The sequence below is a fragment of the Bacillus sp. FSL K6-2819 genome, from assembly GCF_038008305.1.
GTDB classification, from domain to species: domain Bacteria; phylum Bacillota; class Bacilli; order Bacillales; family Bacillaceae; genus Bacillus; species Bacillus amyloliquefaciens.
Map to the genome: position 1 here is coordinate 3656486 of NZ_JBBOYV010000001.1, position 18464 is coordinate 3674949.

An 18464-nucleotide genomic window follows, 5' to 3' on the forward strand; every position below is an offset into this window, starting at 1 on the left:
TCAGCCATTTGTGCGTATGTCTAATCGGTAGCTGTGCAAAAGGTGCAGCGTCGTCTGCTGAATGAGTTCAGGCAGCACATGGAATGTGTACGGTTTATACACCCGTTCCGTCCATTTATGGCCGTCCTTGCCATACACCCCTATATTGACCGATGGAATATTTAATTCCCTGATTTCTTTAAAAGGAATCATGCCGATGACATCCCATCCCGGAAAATTATCGGTAAAGGCGGAGACCTCAGCGTCTGTTTCATGCAGCGATAAGAAGCTTCCGTCCGCTAAATAAGGGAAAAACTTTTTAAAAGCGAATGTTTCTCCTGTTGACGCCGCTGTTTTATCGACGGCTTCTTGAATGACATGCTGCAAAAGCCGGTCCCGCGTGCTCTCTTCCTTTAAATAATTGTGCGGAAGGTAAGGCGGCGCATAGAAAATAATGACCTTGGCTCCTTGCTCAGGATCAAGTTTTTGCAGTTCCTCTACGGCTTTAAAGCATCTCATCCGCAGTTCAAGATGTTCATACGTTTTAAACGTCTGCTCTATACACTGCGCCGGGTCTATGCCGCGGCTTCTCAGCCTTTTCAGGTAATCTTCCAGACTGTACACTTGAACGTTCCATGAGATCTCTTTTTTCGGAAGGCTCGTTCTCCTGTGATATTCGTCGTAATAATCAGATAATTTTCGCTCTGTCTCTTTGCAGGCTTCGTCAGCCACGGCAGTCAGCTGATCCATGATTTCTTTGGCGGTTTTTTCGTAATAAAATAATTAAAATAGACGTAGCTGCTGACGGCGGTCTGCACGTTATACGCTTCCTTGTTGTCACGCTGGTACAGGCAGGTCGGCGGAAGCACAAGCTCTCCTTCAATGTTTTCTGCCATATGAATATTGTTATGGATTCTTCTGGTGATTTCTGAGGCGATCAAATTCGGGTCTATGCCGGACAGCGTATCCCCGACATGCACTTCCCGTCCGTAAATCGCAAAGCAAGGCAAAAGCTTCCCGGCGGCGCCCGTGTATATGTACCGTGTCGTGTCACCGTCATACAGCGGCGTGATAAAGTCGGTATTAATCGCCGCTAAATAACGAAGCTGTTTTTCTTGTTTCAGCCGTTTTAATTCAGAAATGCTTGTTAAGATGCCGGAATGCTGGCTTTCTTCATCCGGGTTTGCCATGAACAGAATATGGCCCGGCAATTGCTTACGCCGTTCAGAAAAGTGAAGCAGATTGGCGAGATGAACGGCAATACCGCTCTGCATATCAACCGATCCCCTTCCGAACATCCACTCGCCTGAGCGGGCGTCCCGCTGCACCTCCCGATCAAATTCATAGCTCGAGAAATACTCCGCGAGACGATCGGAATCAAAAGCGATATCTTTTAAAGGGCCGAAATCCTCAATGCCGACCGTATCAAGATGGGCGTGATAAATGACCGTATTCAGGCTGTCACCGTTTCCTTCAATAAACGCGAAAATATTTTTGCGGCCGTAAGGGTCCTCAGGAATCGCCTGCTCCCACACATGTGACGGGTTGTCCTGAAAGTAGGGAAAGCTCTTGATCATATCTTTGATATAGTCGGCCTTCTTTCCTTCTCCCAATGTGCCGTTAATGCTGTTTAATGCCACCAGCGATTTCGTAATGGCTTCTATTTTCTCCTCCGGAAGCATTTTGCTGAGCTGCTGATACATGTTTCATCCTCCTTACCCTCATATAGAGAAAATAGCGCGACTCTCTTTGTCATCGCGCTATTTCCGAAAGATTAATAGGCTTCAGATGTTGTTTTTGCCTGCATATGAAGAATCAGATAATCAGGTCCTCCGGCTTTTGAATCCGTTCCTGACATATTGAAGCCCCCGAACGGCTGGTATCCGACAATCGCACCTGTACAGCCGCGGTTGAAATATAGATTTCCGACGTGAAAGTCTTCACGGGCGCGTTCAATGTGCGCGCGGGTTTTCGATAACAGAGCGCCTGTCAGGCCGTAATCCGTATTGTTGGCGATCTCAAGCATATGGTCGAAATCCCGGGCTTTAGAGATCGCGACGACCGGCCCGAAAATTTCCTCCTGCATCAGGCGGGCGTTTTCATCTACATCCGCAAAAATAGTCGGCTGAATAAAGTATCCTTTCGAATCATCACCTTCGCCTCCCGTCAGAAGTTTTCCTTCTGTTTTGCCGATTTCGATATAACTCATGACTTTATTATAAGACGCTTCGTGGATGACAGGCCCCATGTATGTATCAAAATCTTCCGGACTTCCGACGGTGAGTGATTTTGTTAAAGCGACGGCTTTTTCGACAACTTCATCATAGACGTCCTGATGAATGACCGCGCGGGAACCGGCCGAGCATTTTTGGCCTGAAAATCCGAAAGCGGAATACACGATTGAGGAAGCGGCCAGATCAAGATCAGCATCTCTGTCTACAAGCACCGTATCTTTTCCGCCCATCTCAGCGATGACCCGTTTCAGCCATTTTTGGCCCGGCTGCACTTTTGCGGCTCGTTCATAGATGCGGCATCCGACCGCACGGGAGCCTGTAAATGACACAAATCTCGTCTTCGGATGCTCAACCAGGAAGTCTCCGATTTCTCCTCCGTCGCCCGGTATGAATTGGAGCACGCCGTCCGGCAGACCCGCTTCCTTCATCACTTCAACGAATTTCGCCGCCACGACAGGCGCCGCATCCGCCGGTTTCAGCAATATTGTGTTGCCTGTTACGATAGCCGCTGCCGCCGTTCCGGCCATAATCGCAAGCGGGAAGTTGAATGGAGAAATGACGATTCCCACACCAAGCGGCTCATAATGATATTGATTAAATTCTCCGTCACGGCTCTTTACAGGGGAACCGTCTTTCAGCTTCAGCATCTGACGGGCGTAGTACTCTAAAAAGTCGATCGCTTCCGCCGTATCCGCATCCGCTTCCTTCCACGGTTTTCCCGCTTCTTTCACAAGGTACGCGGAAAATTCGTGCTTTCTTCTGCGGATGATCGCCGCCGCTTTAAACAGCACGTTCGCGCGATGTTCCGGCCGTACTTTTTTCCATGTTTGAAATGCCTCAAGCGCCGCCTGCATGGCCTTCTCCGCAAGCTCTTTGCCGGCCGCCGATACAGTGCCGATCACTTCTTTTTTATCGGCCGGATTGACGGAAACGATTTTTTTATCCGTCTCAATCGATTCACCGTTGATGATAATCGGATAATGCTTGCCCAGCTGTGAATTCACATAAGCCAGCGCTTCTTGAAACGATTGTTTATTTGTCTCTTCCTGAAAATTTGTAAACGGTTCGTGTGCGTATGAAACTGTCATTAGAATTCCTCCTCGTATTTTGTAATGTGTGCTCACGCTTTATGAAGATGCAAGAAGCATACCAGCATAACAAGCTGTGATAAAAAAAAGAAAATCTCTGCCGAAAGCGGACGAAGCTTGTCCGAATCTGTCAGCTTCATCCAGAAAACGCAAAGAAATTTTGCGATCCTTTATATATACGGCGCAAAATTCCTTTGCGGATAACACTTATACCCAGCCGCGGAAACGGGCGGCTTCAGCCGATTTTCTGATGCCTGTCATATATGCGGCCAAACGCATATCGACCTTGTGGGTATGCGCTGTCTGATAAATGGATTCAAATGAATTCACCATAACACTGCGCAGTTTTCCGGCGACTTCCTCCGCTGACCAGTAAAATCCCTGATTATTCTGCACCCATTCAAAATAAGACACTGTCACGCCGCCCGCGCTTGCCAAAATATCCGGCACAAGAAGCACGCCTCTTTCATTCAGGATTTTCGTGGCGTCGATCGTTGTCGGCCCGTTCGCCGCTTCCACAATGATCGAGGCTTTAATGTTATGAGCGTTTTCAGCCGTAATCTGATTGGAGATCGCGGCAGGCACGAGAATATCACAGTCTTTCTCCAGCAGCTCCCGATTCGTTATGATATCTGAGAAAAGATTCGTCACCGTGCCGAAGCTGTCCCGCTTATCCAGCAGGTAATCAACGTCAAGGCCGTCAGGATCATACAAAGCGCCGTGGGCGTCTGAGATGCCGATCACCTTGGCGCCCGCGTCATGCATAAATTTAGCGAGAAAACTTCCGGCATTTCCGAACCCTTGAATGATGATGCGCGCATTTTCCAATGGAATCCCTTTTTTCTTAACGGCTTCCTCAATACAAATCGTGACGCCTTGCGCGGTCGCCGTTTCCCGCCCCTGTGAACCGCCGAGAACGATCGGTTTGCCCGTAATGAATCCCGGTGAATCAAATTCTCTCAGCCGGCTGTATTCGTCCATCATCCACGCCATAATCTGCGAGTTGGTATATACGTCGGGAGCCGGAATATCCTTTGTCGGGCCGACGATCTGGCTGATCGCCCGCACATATCCGCGGCTCAGCCGTTCCAGCTCCCCGAATGACATCGTCCGCGGATCACAGATGATGCCTCCTTTTCCGCCCCCGTAAGGAAGATTTGTGATGCCGCATTTTAAAGTCATCCAGATGGAAAGCGCCTTGACCTCTTCTTCACTGACTTCAGGGTGAAACCGCACGCCCCCTTTTGTCGGGCCGACCGCATCATTATGCTGTGAACGATAGCCCGTGAAAACCTGTACTGAGCCATTGTCCATTTTGACCGGAATGCGGACGGTCAAAAGCCGCATCGGCTCTTTCATTAATTCATACATATTATCGGGATACCCCAGTTTACGCAGGGCTTCCTTAATGATCGATTGTGTTGACAAGAACAAATTAAGAACTTCTTTTTCTTCATCTTTCTGATTGCTTTTAGAAAGCGGGTTGGCTGACATGTTTTATCACCTCATCGTATTTTACGTGTAAGCTTCAATTACCGGCAGAACAAAAATGTAAGCGCTTTTACACCAAAACCCATCAATCCCTTTCACATTGTCGTTACGCCCCTTTTTATATGCAAGATTCATGCCAGGATTTTGCGCATAAAAAAAGAGGCTGTTGTGCAGCCTCTTTCATCCCGGATTAACGCGGGTCAATGACCAGTTTTGTTTCGGCGTAAAGACTGCCGGCACCCAAACCGTTTACGTAATCGCCTTTGATTGTATACGTGCCGGCGCGCGGAAGGTTTTTACGCACCAGAACGAGATTGTATTCAGTCGCTCCCAGCAAGTCAAGGGTAAGCGGGAGTCTGACCGTTTTTCCATAGTTGAGAATTTGCGTTTCTTTCAATGTTCTTCCGTTTACAGAGTCCCTCACAGTGGCGTTGAACCCGTCGGGAAATTGAAATTCAATGGCACCGACGGCAAGCAGCGCATTCGGCTTGTATGTGACTTCAATATCAGACGTCGCGTATTCTTTCGTACTGTTGATGGTTTTCGCTTCAATAACGGCAGATTGGGCATTCGCATGAAAAGATGGCAAGAACACAGCTAAAAATACAGCAGCACTGATGAAAAAAGCAGAAAATGATTTTCTTTTTAACATCATTGATTCCTCCAGATTATATGGGATTCAGAGCGTCCTCTGCCGGAAAAGCGTGTCTGATGATTCCATTCGCGCGAATTGGAGTTTCTCTTTTCCTGAGAATAATCTACCACCTTTACCCATGTAAGTAAATTGTTTTTTAAGAATATTCTATCTTTTATTTTCAAAGGTTCACATCAGCTGAAAATCAAAAAACGAAGACATCCGCTGTCTCCGTCTTGTGCGCTACCGATGAGCCGTCTTCCAGTCAAATCCGATGGTTTCATCATTCCACGGGATTCTTTTTTCGTCAGGCTGATCCGGATTATAGGACATTGTCGTAAAATAAATAATAGTCAGCGGGGTTTCTCCCAGCACTCTGTAACCGTGCGCGACTCCTTTGGGAATGAGAAGCAGCATCGGATTGTCTTCTCCCATGTAGTAGACATCCGTTTCTCCCTTGGTTGCTGACTCTTCGCGAAGGTCATGCAGCACGACTTGGGCATGGCCCGTCGGGAAAAACCACAGGTCATCCTGTTTCTCATGATAGTGAAACGCTTTAATGACGCCGGGATAGCTTTTTGACCAGGAAGCCTGCCCGAAATGTTCCAGAAGTTGTTCATCGTCACGGACGAGTTCTGAGAAAAAACCTCGGTCGTCACTGTGTTTGATCAGCTTTTTGATTTTTACGCCTTCGATCACTTGCACTGTCCCTCCCTTTGTAAATAATCCCGCAGCGCATCCCGCCAATGCCTCATGCCAAGCCCCTGCCGTTCAATCGACTCAAGGCTTAACACCGAGTAAGCGGGACGGGGCGTCTTATTTCCGTATTCCTCCGTCGTGACGGGCAGCACATCGGCGGTCCTGCCGCTTTCTTCAAAAATGGCCTTGGCGAATTCATACCAGCTGCACACTCCGCTGTTTGCGGCGTGGTACGTGCCCGGCGGCCTGTCAAAGAGACCGATCACCGTTTCGGCTAAATCCTTTGTGTAGGTCGGTGCGCCGACTTGATCGTTTACGACACGCACTTGATCATGTGTATCCGCAAGCTTCAGCATCGTATTGACAAAGTTGTTCCCGCCGCTGCCGTACACCCACGATGTTCTGATAATGGTGTGGTTTTTTCCCGTTAACCGGATCAGTTCTTCGCCGAGTTTTTTGCTTTTTCCGTAAATCGTTCCGGGGTCTGCGGGATCATCTGTGTGAGAAGGCCGTGTTCCTTTGCCGCTGAAGACGTAATCGGTGCTGATGTGAATAAATCTCGCTCCGGTATTTTCAGCCTCAAGCGATGTATAATAGGCTCCGATTCCGTTTATTAAATACGCTTTGTCGAGCTCCGTTTCACATTTGTCAACGGAGGTGTATGCCGCCGTATTGACGACGATATCCGGCTTGTAATGGCTGAACGAGTGCCGCACCGATTGCTGGTCGGATATATTCATCATCGCTTTTGTCAGGGCGATCACTTCATACCCTTCCTGCTTCAGTCGGCGGCATAACTCCCGCCCCAGCTGGCCGGCCGCTCCGGTTACTAATACCTTTGTCAATCGGATCCCCTTCTTTCCGATTAGTCTTGGCTGCCTGTATACCAGCGAATGGTTCTTCTCATTCCTTCTTCAAACGTTACGTCCTGCCGCCAGCCCAGCTCTTGTTTCAGCTTTGTGGCATTGATGGCGTAACGGCGGTCATGCCCTTTTCTGTCTTCGACATGGGCAAACCGTCCCTCGACTCCGAGCTCCTTCATGATAAAAGCCGCCAGATCTTTATTCGTCCGTTCATTTCCGCCGCCGATATTGTAAATTTCGCCGAGCGTTCCTTTTTCCAGTACAAGTTTAATGGCGCGGCAATGATCTTCGGCAAACAGCCAGTCTCTGATCTGCATCCCGTCGCCGTACAGCGGAACCGGCGTGCCGTTTACGGCGTGTCTGATAATGGTCGGAATCATTTTCTCGTGATGCTGATAAGGCCCGTAATTGTTGCTGCATCTCGTAATGATGGCGGGAAGCTTATGGGTTTTCACATAGGACATGACGAGCAGGTCTGAGCTTGCCTTGCTTGCGGAATACGGATTATTCGGCGAAAGCGGCGTCGTCTCCGTAAAAGCGGGATCATCCGGCCCCAAATCTCCGTACACCTCGTCAGTTGAAATATGAATCAGTCTGCCGGCCTTTCCCTGTAACACCGCGTCGGCCAGTCGGTATGTGCCCATCACATTTGTTGTGATAAACGGCTCTGCCTGATTTATGCTTCTGTCCACATGAGATTCAGCCGCAAAATGAATGACGGCGTCATACATTTGGGAAAAGGCTTTGTCGATGTCCTCTTTTTTAGAGATGTCACCTTTAATAAAACGGAAACGGCCGTTCTTTTTTAAGGCTTCTATTTCAAGCGGCCTGCTTGCATACGTGAGATTATCCAGGACGGTAATCTGCGCGTCCGTTTCTTTCAGCATCATGTTTGTAAAGGTGAGGCCGATAAATCCGGCGCCGCCTGTAATTAAATATGATTTTGGCATGATTAATGTTCCTGTCCTTTCTGTATCGCCTGTTGCGCCAGGCTTCCGGCGAGGCAGAGCGATTCATGCGTGCCCGCATCCACCCACCAGCCCTTTAACACATCATACGTCAGCTCACTGTGTTCAATGTATAAATTATTGACATCCGTAATTTCCAGCTCGCCGCGTTTTGAAGGGGAAATTTGATCAATATAAGAAAACACTTCGGCGTCATACATGTAGATCCCTGTGACGCATAGGCTGGTCGGCGGCTGCTCCGGCTTTTCAATGATCGACTTGATCCGTTTGTTTTTTTCATCAATCTCGGCGATGCCGAAGCGCTCAGGATCATCAACTTCCTTCAGCAGCACTTTCGCTCCTTTTCCCTGCTGTGCGAAGCGTTCCGTATAAGGTTTTAATGAATCTTCAAAAATATTATCTCCTAAAAGCAGAACGAACGGGTCGCGTCCGGTGAACCGTTTTGCGTACGATAAAGCGTCCGAAATGCCGGATGCGGCGGGCTGAACCTGATATGTGATCGAGACGCCGAGCTCTTCTCCGTTTTCAAGAAGTTTATGAAATTGCGGAATATACTCTTTTTGCGTAATCAGCAATATATCCTTAATTCCCGCTTCTTCCAGCTTCATGATCGACCAGTAAATCATCGGATATGGACCGACAGGGAGTAAATGCTTATTGACCGCTTTCGTCAGCGGCATAAGGCGTGAGCCGGTGCCTCCGGCTAAGATAACACCTTTCACATCAACACTTCCTTACGTGTGGTTTTATCACAATTCAAAAAGAATCGCCGCCGCCCGTTTGATGCCTCTCCCGTCAACCAGCGGCGTTCCGTTCTGATGAAGTCCGAGCCGCATCTGATAATCAGCGGTCAGCTCAGACATATGCCGAGCAAGAACGTCCGCTGACATGCGTTCTCCGAGGCCGAGATGAACGGCGGCTCCCCGTCCGGCGAATTTTTCTGCCGTCACGGTTTGATGCGCCACTTGAGATAGAACGATGCAGGGCAACCCGTACAAATGGTTTCATATAAAGTAATGCCGCCGGACACGACGGCCATATCAGCCTTTGTGAGAAGCGCGGCCATGTCATTTGTCTGCCTTACCAACCCGGCATAAGGCATTTGCGCAATAAGCGCGCGCACGTCATCAGCGTGTGGAGCGGCGCCGCCCATGACGATGATCACCTGTTTGCGCTGAATATCCGGAATGCGGCGGCATGCTTCTATCACTTTAAAGACAAGCTTCTTAGGGTCGCTTCCTCCTAAAGAAACCAAAATGGTCCGGCATTCTTTTCTGAGCTGATAGAGCTGTTTGGCTTTTTCAAAACCCGGATGAAGAATCATATATTCCGGGCCTTCATATACAACGGCGCTGCCCATTTTAACCATCCGGCTTTTCAGTCCGCCATATATGCCGTTTATGACGGCATCGCATAAATGAATAACATGTTCCCGTTTTTCTTCAAACAAGACGATGCGGGCAGATGAGTGCTTTTTGATTTCTTCAAGCCAGTCACACGGTATATCGAGCAGATCGAATATGAGCAGGTCAGGAGCCTGCCGGTTTATTTCCCGGACAATAAATTCCTTCTGTCCCTTGTCAGGCTTGATGATTACTTCCCATTTGTCAGAAGAAAGATAAGAGGAAGCCTCTTTGTTGGTATAAAACGTAATGGAGCATTTGGTCTTAATGGCATCGGCAAGCAGTTTCATCCGGACGACGTGCCCCATGCCGATTTCATAGCCCCCGTCTGAGAATATCAAAACCCGCATCTTAATCAGCCTCTTTTTGCCGGATCATCTGATTAATGGCTCTGAGCTCCGGATCGCTATTCAGCAGATGAATTAATTCCTTTGCCGGAATATCAGGGCGCGCTCCTGCTTTTGCGTACAGCTCGCAGGCCAGCCGGTAGTCCTCTTCGGTATCGACGGTCAGCCGCAAGTGAGGAGCACGAAGTTCCTGCGGGGGTTCTGGAAAGAGGAGCCGATACTTCTCAGGAGATTCTCTTATCAAAAGTGTCACATGCTCCTGATATTTGTCCGCCAGCGTTTTGGCGGCGCTCAGTTCTGTTAAAAGATTCGCGTTTACCGCCTCGCCGCCGATGCCGAGCGGCGTACCCCCGATATACGTGTAATCCGCGTGCTGGTCTGAATGCGATTTAATCAGAAGATCAAGCAGCGAAGGATCGACAAACGGGTTATCCCCCGTCAGTCTGACTGCGATGGCCGGTTTTACTTGTTCGATGACTTGTGCAAACCGGTCAAGCACGCGCTGCTCGCTGCCGCGGTGCACACGGTAGTGCTTGCTGAGGCAGTGTGCGGACAGTATGTCGTCGGTCTTATTGTCAGACGTGGCGATGATCAGATTATCCCGTGATTGATCATAATACGCGCTTTGCCGAACTCTTTTGACAATCATATCGAGAATGGTATATCCGCCGATCGGCTTCAGCACTTTGCCTGGAAGACGCTCGCTTCCCATCCGTGCCTGAATGATAAACAGAATGTCAGTCATCATAAGAGCTGCCTTTCGTCAAAAGGTCATCCCAGGTGATGCCCGTGTCGGCGGGGATATCCCTGACCGCACGCGCCCCGTCAGTTAAAAGTTCAAAATACCTCGGGTGAAGCCCCTGCGGCTTTTGTCCGGGACGAAGAACGGCAATGTTATCCGCTGTAAAACATTCGCCTTTTTGAATCGGCGCTGTTGAAAAAATGCCTCTGTAAGCGAATTTCCTGATATCCCCCTCAATTGATGTCGTGGTTTTATGGGAGCTTCCCGACAGTATTTCCGGCACCGGAGCGTGATGCCCCTGTCTCAGCTCCGCTTCAGCTGAACGGATCGCCGCAACCATTTCCTTTAATTCATCCGGATTGAGGGCGAAGGAGTGATCGGCGCCGGGCAGGTTTTTGTCTATCGTAAAATGCTTTTCGATCAGCTTCGCTCCGAGCCTGACAGCTGCGCACGGGACGTCATACGGGTGGGCGCTGTGGTCGGAAAAGCCGATCACAGCATCCGGGAAAGCGGCGGCGAGCATGGGAATGACGCTCAGATTGCTGTATTCAGGCGGTGCGGGATATTTCGCCACACAGTGCATAATCGCAATCTCTTTGTTCCCCTCGCCGGTAATAGTTTTATAAGCCTCCTGAATATCTGAAATATCAGCGCCCGCGGTTGAAAAGATAATCGGGGTCTTCAGCCCCGCGACATATTTCAATAACGGCAGATGGTTCAGCTCATAGGAGGCGATTTTAAAAGCTGACGGAGATGTCGCATATAATAAGTCCGCAGAGCCTTCGTCACATACCGTGCTTAAAAACAGCACGCCTTTTTTCTTACAATAGTCAAGCAGCGGTTCTATCCATTCGGCGGGCATTTCCATTGATTGCACTAAAGAAAATATTGAGACGTCTTTACCCGCTGCGGTTTTGTACAAGCCGGGGTCTTTCTGATACATTTTGTCCGCCTGAAACATTTGAAACTTGACTGCATCCGCACCGGCCTCACTGGCCGCGTCTATCAATTCAAACGCCTGGCTCAGTTTTCCGTCATGATTAATCCCGGCTTCGGCGATGATGAAAACGGGCGAACCTTCGCCGATTGACTTCGATCCGATTTTGCATGATGCCATCAGTCCGCCTCCTTCCCGGGCCACACATGATAATAGTAATAAGACGCATCCGCTTTAAATCCCATTCTTTCATACAGGCGGATGGCTCTTACATTGTGAAGCTGCGTTCCCGCTGATACAGTCTTATGCTGAAAGCGCAGTGATTGTTCAATAATGCGCGCCGCTAAATGGTATCCCGCGCCCTTTCCTTCAAATCCCGGTTTTACCGCCATCAGATCAAGGACAAATTCATCGCCTTTAGACAGCCCTTGAACAAAGCCCACGGTCTCTCCCTTGTATTTGGCGGCGAATTGTAAGGAAGCTCTGCCTTCCGCATTATTCCGCGCCCACTCTTCAAACAGGCGGTTTGCACTTTCATAGCTGAGATGAGGGTCTTGGTAATACCTGCTTTTTGTAAAGGCGTCGCGGGCCAGCCGGCTGATCGCTTCCGTGTCGCCGGGTCCGGCTTCTGTAATCTCAAACGGCGGCGCACTGTTATAAACACGCACCGGACTGACGAGCTTGAACAAACTCCCGACAAAACAGGCGGTCGGAAGCTGCTGAACGACCTGCATAGCTCCGACATCTTCAGCCGGTATTTTAATAAATATAAAATCGGTGCCGTCAGCCCGCCTTGAGGCGTAAAACTCCTGAAACAGCCTTTTGAGCTGCCCGGTGCTGTTTGCGGCTGCGAGCTTCACATTGATGATTTTTTTTTGGAACAATTGACTTTCCCACGAAGAGTTTTCGTATAAAATCACGCCTTGAAGGCTGTTTTCTTCCAATAAACAGAGCGACGATTCATAGGCCTCCGGCTGAATGCCCTTTTGATGGAGAAAGGCTTGAATCATGTCTTGAGTAAGATTTTCCCTCAGTCTGTACACCTAATCAGCCCCTTTGATGATATCCGTAACGGCTGCAATGACGTATTCAACGTCATCATCTGTCATTGACGGATAAAGAGGGAGTGATACGGTGCGGTGATAATACGCGGCCGCGGCCGGAAAATCAGTTTCCTTATATCCGTATGTTTTTTGATAATACGGATGGAACGGAACCGGAATAAAATGAACGCTTGTGCCGATATTATATTGGTCTTTCAAAGCGGAAATCAGATCGTTCCGGCTGATTCCTGCTTCCTGCTCCTCTACTTGAATAACATACAAATGCCATGCATGCCGTCCGTTCTCACTGACATATGGGACGGTCAGCCCTTTCATGTCTCTGAAGGCGTCCTGGTAGCGGGCCGCAATTTCGGCTCTTCTTTCCTGCATGCTGTCAATCCGTTTCAGCTGATGAAGCCCAAGCGCCGCCTGAAGATCAAACATATTCATTTTATAGCCGGGCGTTTCGACCTCATAGTACCAGCTTCCGTTTGAAGAATAACGGTTCCACGCGCCTTTGCTCATGCCGTGAAGGCTGAGAACCCTGATCTGGTCGGCAAGCCTGTCATCATCCGTCGTCAGCATGCCGCCTTCTCCGGTTGCCAGGTTTTTTGTCGCGTAGAAACTGAATGCCGTCGCGTCCCCGATTGATCCGATCATTTTCTGTTTATAAGTGGTGTACACGGCATGGGCCGCATCCTCTAAGACAAACAGCTGATGCTTTTCGGCAATGGCCAGAATCTGATCCATCTCACACGACTGGCCGGCGAAATGAACGGGCACAATCGCCTTTGTCTGCGGGGTCACAGCCGCCTCAATTTTCTCAGGGTCCGCATTCAAGGTAAGCGGATCAATGTCTACAAACACCGGAACTGCGCCTGTATGCACGATTGTATTGGCTGTTGAACTGAACGTCACGGCAGACGTAATGACCTCGTCGCCGGGACCGATCCCTTTCGCTTTCAGGGCCAAAAACAACGCGGCGGTACATGAATTCAGCGCGATCGCGTGCTTTGCTCCCGTCCAGGCGGCGAAAGCTTTTTCAAACGCCTCCACTTTCGGTCCCTTTGAAAGCCAGCCCGTTTCAAGCGTATCAATAACCTCCTGAATTTCGTCCTTCCCGATCATGGGCAATGAATACGGAAGAAAAGATGATCTTTTTTGCACCATTTTCTTTGCGCTCCTATCTTTTTTATGAAGGGTCAACCCGTCTGAAGTCGACTCCGGTTTTTTCCTGAAGCACTCGGCATAAAGCGGCCAGCGAATCCTGAACAGGATAGTTCGCGGCGATAAAAGTGCGGCGCGCCTTTTCTGCCTTTTGATATTCGTCGGGGCTTTCGCATACCCGAATCAATTCCTGAGCAAGCGCCTGCGGGTCCTCAAAAGCAAATTCCCCGAGAGAATGATAATAAGGGTATTGGCGGGTTCCCGCTGATTTTCCGATCAGTACGGGTTTCTGAAACAGCATCGCTTCAAGGCCGACCGTTGATGTCTGCGTCACCGCGGCGTCAACATACGGGAGAATATCATAAAGCCCCATTTCTTTTTTGATGATTTTGCCGGCTTTATATTTCCGCAGCACCTGATGGTAAGCATCCAGCTTGTTTTTGCCGATTTCCCACGGATGCGGTTTAATAATAAGCTGCATGTTCTTATGCTTGATCAGTTCTTCAAGAACTCCCGTATAAAATTCATCAGAGAACGGCTGAGTGGCGATCAGCACCGTCCGCTTTGACGGGAGAAAGGAAAGCTTTCGGTAAAACGTGTCCTTATCTATCGGCTCTCTTGAGAAAATCTCGTCGAAACGGGGATGACCCGTGATGATGATTTGTTCCTCCCTGCAGCCTTTTGCTTTATACCACTCCGCTTCATAAGCCCCGAACACAGCCTGATAGTCCGTAAACACGGGCAGAAACGCTTCATCTCCCATGAGCGCCCCATGCTGAAGACAGATGCTGACGGCGTTTTTTTTCGCGCACATCAGCGCCAGCACACGGCTGTAAATATCCTCTGTCGTGCCGACTACAACGGCGGAAATGTTCTCGGCCGTAAACAAAATATCAATGGCATCAATCGCTTCAATAAATAACGGAATGTCTTTATACAAACGCTCCTGAAACGCTCTGTTTCCGAAAGCGGGATGGCTGCTGTGCTCTTTCAGAATGGAATGGGCTTTTTCAATATAAGGGACGGGGTTCCCTTTTTTGTCCATTCCCGTCAGCTCCAATTTGCTGATAACGGGCAGCCCGTGATGATCAGGAAGACTCCATCTGGCTAAAACCGCCGTTTTCGCCGGATCAAACTGCCGGTAGTTTCCCTCGGTGAATCGAAGGTGGTCAAAATGCAGAATGACTTTTCCGTTTACCGGTTTCTCATCTGTTTTCTTAATGGTTTGCTTCTTTTGATCAAAATAAGACTGAATATTGGCTTCAGGAATATGCCGGTCAGCCGGGCCGAAAAGCTCTGGGTTCTGCTCCATGCTCTCCCGAAGCGCCGGACTGATATATTGATAAAAATTACTGATCAATGCGAGCGGGATGTCTTTGTAGCGAAGTGAATGAAAAAGGTCAATATACTGCCGGTACAGCACCCAATAGTTCGCTAAGTATGCCGACAAGCCCTCACCCCTTTCCAAGCTTTTTTAATGATTCCCTCAGCTCTCGGCACGTGGTCTGCTGCGGAAGGCTGTTCACAAACTCGTTTTTCTCCGCCGCAAAAAGCTGATAATGGATGGATTGATCGGTAATATAATTGATGTCAAGCTCCTCAGCAATCGGGTAAAACGGATAAAAATGATTCACTCTCCAGAAGAAACGGGCGTCACCGATCCGGTAAAACGCGGGGCTTTCATCCCAATAGGAGCCGAATGCCGATTTGACCTGTTCCAGCACGGAAAACCGGTGCATGACCGAACAATGGTCAATGGCGCACGGCGCATTCCACACGATCCGTTCGGCGGGCCTGGCCGTTTCCTTCACCGTCTCTTTCTGTTCATTCAGATGATAGGTTTTGGAACTTGAATACACAACGGCTTTTTCCGGGTCGTCATCAAGCTCTTTCACCATTTTCTCAAGCCGGTCCGGCACATACGTGTTGTCGTCGGTCGCATACGTCACGTATTCGCCCTCCGCCATTTCTATTGCCTGATTAATCAAGGCCGCATAGCGTGTTTTTTCCGTTCTTTCTTTGACGCCCGATACATCGCTTTGATAAAACCGGACGCGGGGATCCGTGAGAAAAGGGCGTATTTCCGCCAATGTCGCTTCATTTGAGTTGTCATCCATAATGAAAAGCTCAAAGTCTGTAAACGTCTGAGACAGAATACTTTTAATTGAGCGGGCCACATAGTCACTTTTGTTATAGCTCGTCATGATCACTGACACTTTAGGCAACTCGTCACCCCCTTTTCGTACCTGAAACTACCGCTATCATATGTTCCTTATGTCAAAGATGCGCTAGGAATACAGACTATTATGTGAAAAGTCAGCTTTGCGCGCACAAAAAAGGCCGGCTCTGATGGCCGGTCTCAGGCAGCGTGTTTTCTTTTTTCGCATAAATCTTTCTAAAGGCTCATATGGTGGAATAGATAAAAACAGCAGCCGCTCTGACGGCTGTCTGATTACTTGTCAGGAGGTTCCAGCATCACGAGGTTTTCATCAAAGGAGGAACAATATGAAACCGAAAAAGAATCAATATCAGCAAATGCAGGGGATGGGGATGGGAATGGATATGCAGGGATTCCAGCCGCAGCTCGGGCCTAATCCTTATCCGCAGCCTCAGGGCCAAGGATCACAGATGATGCCGATGCAGCAGCAGATGTCGATGCCGATGCAGCAAGGCCAGCAGAGCTTCGGCGGGGGGTTCCCCGGCCAGACGCAGCCGCAGCAGCAGGGCGGCAGCAGCTTTCAGATCCCGTCAGGTCCATCATCGTCACAAAACGTTCCCGGCATGCTGCCGATTGAAGAGTCATACATTGAAAATATTCTGCGGTTGAATCGGGGCAAAACGGCGACGATTTATATGACGTTTGAAAACAGCAAAGAATGGAATTCAAAGATTTTCCGCGGCGTGATTCAGGCTGCGGGGCGTGATCATATCATCATCAGCGACCCGAAAACGGGTACCCGTTATCTGCTTCTGACCATTTACCTTGATTACATCACGTTTGATGAGGAAATTGCTTATACTTATCCGTACTCCATGTCTTCTTATTCTCCGAGATAAATCAAAAAGCCAATCGCTCACTTGGCAGAGGATTGGCTTTTTTTCTTTATAAATATTTGACGGCCGCGACGACAATCATAATCCACGAAATAATAAACGCCACGCCGCCGAGCGGTGTAATCGCTCCGAGAATGGAAATCTGCGTCACGCTCAATACGTACAAGCTTCCAGAAAACAGAACGATGCCCGCAAACATCAGCCAGCCCGCGACAGAAACGCTCCCCACGCCAGAGAGCTTTTCGGCTAAAAACGCGACAGCCAGAAGGCCGAGCGCGTGATACATATGATATTGCACGCCTGTGTGCCATACCTGCAAATATTTATCAGGGATTTTCCCTTCAAGCCCGTGCGCCCCGAAAGCACCCAGCGCCACAGCCAATAAGGCGTTAATCGCACCCAGAATAATAAACACTTTCATCTATTCTTCTCCCGCCTTTTCGTTAAAGTTTCCAATTCAATCATAACCCAACATCGGGAAAATTCAACGCCCGTCCTCCGATGACACGAGATTGTCGGATTTTTTCTTTTTGATAAGATAGATCCGGTCGACCGCTATCGCCAGCAGCGTTCCGAGCACAAGACCGTTGCTTAAGAGCGAAATCAGAATCGGATGCATGCCTGATAATGCGCTCTCAGGCACAAACATCACACCGACTCCCGTCAGAAGCGCCAGACCGATAATGGAGCGGATTCGTTTTTGCTCCGCTTTCTCATAAGAGTCAAACTCCGTAAAGGCAAGACCCGCCATTGTGGAGAAAACGACGAAATTCACCGCAAAGCCGACCGGTGAGGGCAGACTCGCAAACGCATTCATAAATAATGGGATCATACTGATGATAGCGACAAATACACTGCCCAAAAGAAACGGCTTTTTCGAAGGAAGCTTCGTCGTCTCAATAAAACCGGCCGCCCCTGAGATCGGCACAGGCGCAATGCCTCCCGTCAATCCGCTCAAAAGGTGGCTGATCGAGGCCGCAAACCCGGCCGGGCGCTCACGCCGCTTCCCTGCGGTGCCGCCGAATTTTTTCACCGCCGCTTCAACAACCCGAATGCTCGCAAGCATGTTGACAATCAAAAGCACTGTAATGAAGAGTGATGTAATGATCAGTCCGCTGTCAAACACAGGTTTTCCAAACGGAAAGAGAGTCGGCAGCTGAATGATGCGGTCCGGTATTTGAATCGGTTTGGCAGCGCCGAAGACCGCAAACAATATCCATCCGCCCGCAAGCGAAAGAAGAATCGCATACTGCCTTAAAAACGTAACATGTGATCGGGACATGATGAACATTGCGGCCGTCACAACCATGGCAAGCCCAAAGACAAGGCCGTCGACGCTGTTTTTTAAATAGCCGATGCCCAAAAGACCTTTTACTATCGGCTGACTCAGCTGCATGACCAAAAGCAGCAGATACACGCCAGTCACAACCGGCGTAAACAGTACGGCCAGCCGTTCAATCACTTTAAAAAGGCTGAACAAAAAGAAAAAGACAGCGCTTAATAACAGCGCCCCCTGAAGCGCCCGCAGCGTCTCGCCGAATGTCGCGAACACCGTGCCCGTCAGTCCGCCGTAAATCGTATACACGCCCCACCATAAGCCTGCCGGGCTTTCATTAATCGGCAGACGATGTCCCTGAAGACATTGGATGACCGCGGCGACGCCGAGCACAAAAAATGTACTCTGAATCAATGCGGCAGAATCGGCATGGTTCAAGTGAAATGATTGTGCGATGGCGACAGGAACCACAATCGCAGCCGCGATCATAAATGCCGTCCATTGCAAACCCCCGAGTATCAGTTTCAAGTCAATCAACC

At 49.3% G+C, this 18464-nt stretch carries 16 protein-coding genes and 2 pseudogenes; 1 reads left to right on the forward strand and 17 read right to left on the reverse strand.

The window, feature by feature from the left end; translation table 11 throughout:
• The 15 genes and pseudogenes from MHH91_RS19110 to MHH91_RS19180 all read right to left on the reverse strand — a co-directional run bounded on the left by MHH91_RS19110 (position 1) and on the right by MHH91_RS19180 (position 15820).
• Positions 1–1682, reverse strand: a pseudogene (locus tag MHH91_RS19110) (M20 family metallopeptidase).
• Positions 1683–1753: 71 nt separating this feature from the next.
• Positions 1754–3301: an L-glutamate gamma-semialdehyde dehydrogenase gene (gene pruA, locus MHH91_RS19115; protein WP_013353992.1), complete on the reverse strand. Its 1548-nt coding sequence runs from the start codon at positions 3299–3301 to the stop codon at positions 1754–1756.
• A 207-nt stretch (positions 3302–3508) separates the two neighbouring features.
• Positions 3509–4795 (reverse strand): Glu/Leu/Phe/Val family dehydrogenase, encoded by a 1287-nt coding sequence (locus MHH91_RS19120; RefSeq protein WP_013353994.1) that lies wholly within the window; start codon positions 4793–4795, stop codon positions 3509–3511.
• A gap of 187 nt (positions 4796–4982) precedes the next feature.
• Positions 4983–5444 (reverse strand): biofilm surface layer hydrophobin BslB, encoded by a 462-nt coding sequence (gene bslB, locus MHH91_RS19125; RefSeq protein WP_014471192.1) that lies wholly within the window; start codon positions 5442–5444, stop codon positions 4983–4985.
• A gap of 225 nt (positions 5445–5669) precedes the next feature.
• The gene (locus MHH91_RS19130) at positions 5670–6125 is read right to left on the reverse strand and encodes a dTDP-4-dehydrorhamnose 3,5-epimerase family protein (RefSeq protein WP_014471193.1); all 456 of its coding nucleotides are present in this window, start codon (positions 6123–6125) and stop codon (positions 5670–5672) included.
• Positions 6122–6970, reverse strand: a complete 849-nt coding sequence (gene rfbD, locus MHH91_RS19135; protein WP_013353997.1) for a dTDP-4-dehydrorhamnose reductase — start codon at positions 6968–6970, stop codon at positions 6122–6124. The genes MHH91_RS19130 and rfbD overlap by 4 nt, the downstream gene beginning before the upstream one ends.
• A 20-nt stretch (positions 6971–6990) precedes the next feature.
• Positions 6991–7938 (reverse strand): dTDP-glucose 4,6-dehydratase, encoded by a 948-nt coding sequence (gene rfbB, locus MHH91_RS19140; protein WP_013353998.1) that lies wholly within the window; start codon positions 7936–7938, stop codon positions 6991–6993.
• A 2-nt stretch (positions 7939–7940) separates the two neighbouring features.
• Complete coding sequence (locus MHH91_RS19145; protein WP_013353999.1) at positions 7941–8678, reverse strand: sugar phosphate nucleotidyltransferase; 738 nt, start codon at positions 8676–8678, stop codon at positions 7941–7943.
• 27 nt (positions 8679–8705) lie between these two features.
• A pseudogene (locus MHH91_RS19150) lies at positions 8706–9709 on the reverse strand (PseG/SpsG family protein).
• A gap of 1 nt (position 9710) precedes the next feature.
• Positions 9711–10451 (reverse strand): cytidylyltransferase domain-containing protein, encoded by a 741-nt coding sequence (locus tag MHH91_RS19155; protein WP_014472356.1) that lies wholly within the window; start codon positions 10449–10451, stop codon positions 9711–9713.
• Positions 10444–11565, reverse strand: a complete 1122-nt coding sequence (locus MHH91_RS19160) for an N-acetylneuraminate synthase family protein (protein ID WP_013354002.1) — start codon at positions 11563–11565, stop codon at positions 10444–10446. The genes MHH91_RS19155 and MHH91_RS19160 overlap by 8 nt, the downstream gene beginning before the upstream one ends.
• Positions 11565–12428, reverse strand: a complete 864-nt coding sequence (locus tag MHH91_RS19165) for a GNAT family N-acetyltransferase (RefSeq protein ID WP_013354003.1) — start codon at positions 12426–12428, stop codon at positions 11565–11567. Before MHH91_RS19165 ends, MHH91_RS19160 begins: the two co-directional genes overlap by 1 nt.
• Positions 12429–13598: a DegT/DnrJ/EryC1/StrS family aminotransferase gene (locus tag MHH91_RS19170; RefSeq protein WP_013354004.1), complete on the reverse strand. Its 1170-nt coding sequence runs from the start codon at positions 13596–13598 to the stop codon at positions 12429–12431. It abuts the gene before it with no gap.
• A 22-nt stretch (positions 13599–13620) separates the two neighbouring features.
• Positions 13621–15045, reverse strand: coding sequence for a capsular polysaccharide export protein, LipB/KpsS family (locus MHH91_RS19175; protein WP_013354005.1), 1425 nt, complete (start codon positions 15043–15045; stop codon positions 13621–13623).
• 4 nt (positions 15046–15049) lie between these two features.
• Positions 15050–15820 carry a glycosyltransferase family 2 protein gene (locus MHH91_RS19180; RefSeq protein WP_013354006.1) on the reverse strand — a complete coding sequence of 257 codons (771 nt, stop codon included), beginning with the start codon at positions 15818–15820 and terminating at the stop codon, positions 15050–15052.
• A 280-nt stretch (positions 15821–16100) separates the two neighbouring features.
• Between MHH91_RS19180 and gerQ the strand changes: the two genes are divergently transcribed.
• Positions 16101–16652, forward strand: a complete 552-nt coding sequence (gene gerQ, locus MHH91_RS19185) for a spore coat protein GerQ (RefSeq protein ID WP_013354007.1) — start codon at positions 16101–16103, stop codon at positions 16650–16652.
• A 46-nt stretch (positions 16653–16698) separates the two neighbouring features.
• On the opposite strand, the gene MHH91_RS19190 is transcribed toward gerQ, so the two are convergent.
• Together MHH91_RS19190 and MHH91_RS19195 are read right to left on the reverse strand one after the other, a co-directional pair.
• Positions 16699–17070 carry a DUF423 domain-containing protein gene (locus MHH91_RS19190; protein ID WP_013354008.1) on the reverse strand — a complete coding sequence of 124 codons (372 nt, stop codon included), beginning with the start codon at positions 17068–17070 and terminating at the stop codon, positions 16699–16701.
• Between the two features lie 63 nt (positions 17071–17133).
• A complete protein-coding gene (locus MHH91_RS19195; RefSeq protein WP_014471202.1) occupies positions 17134–18453 on the reverse strand; it encodes a purine/pyrimidine permease in 1320 nt (439 codons plus the stop codon).
• Positions 18454–18464: the final 11 nt, after the last annotated feature.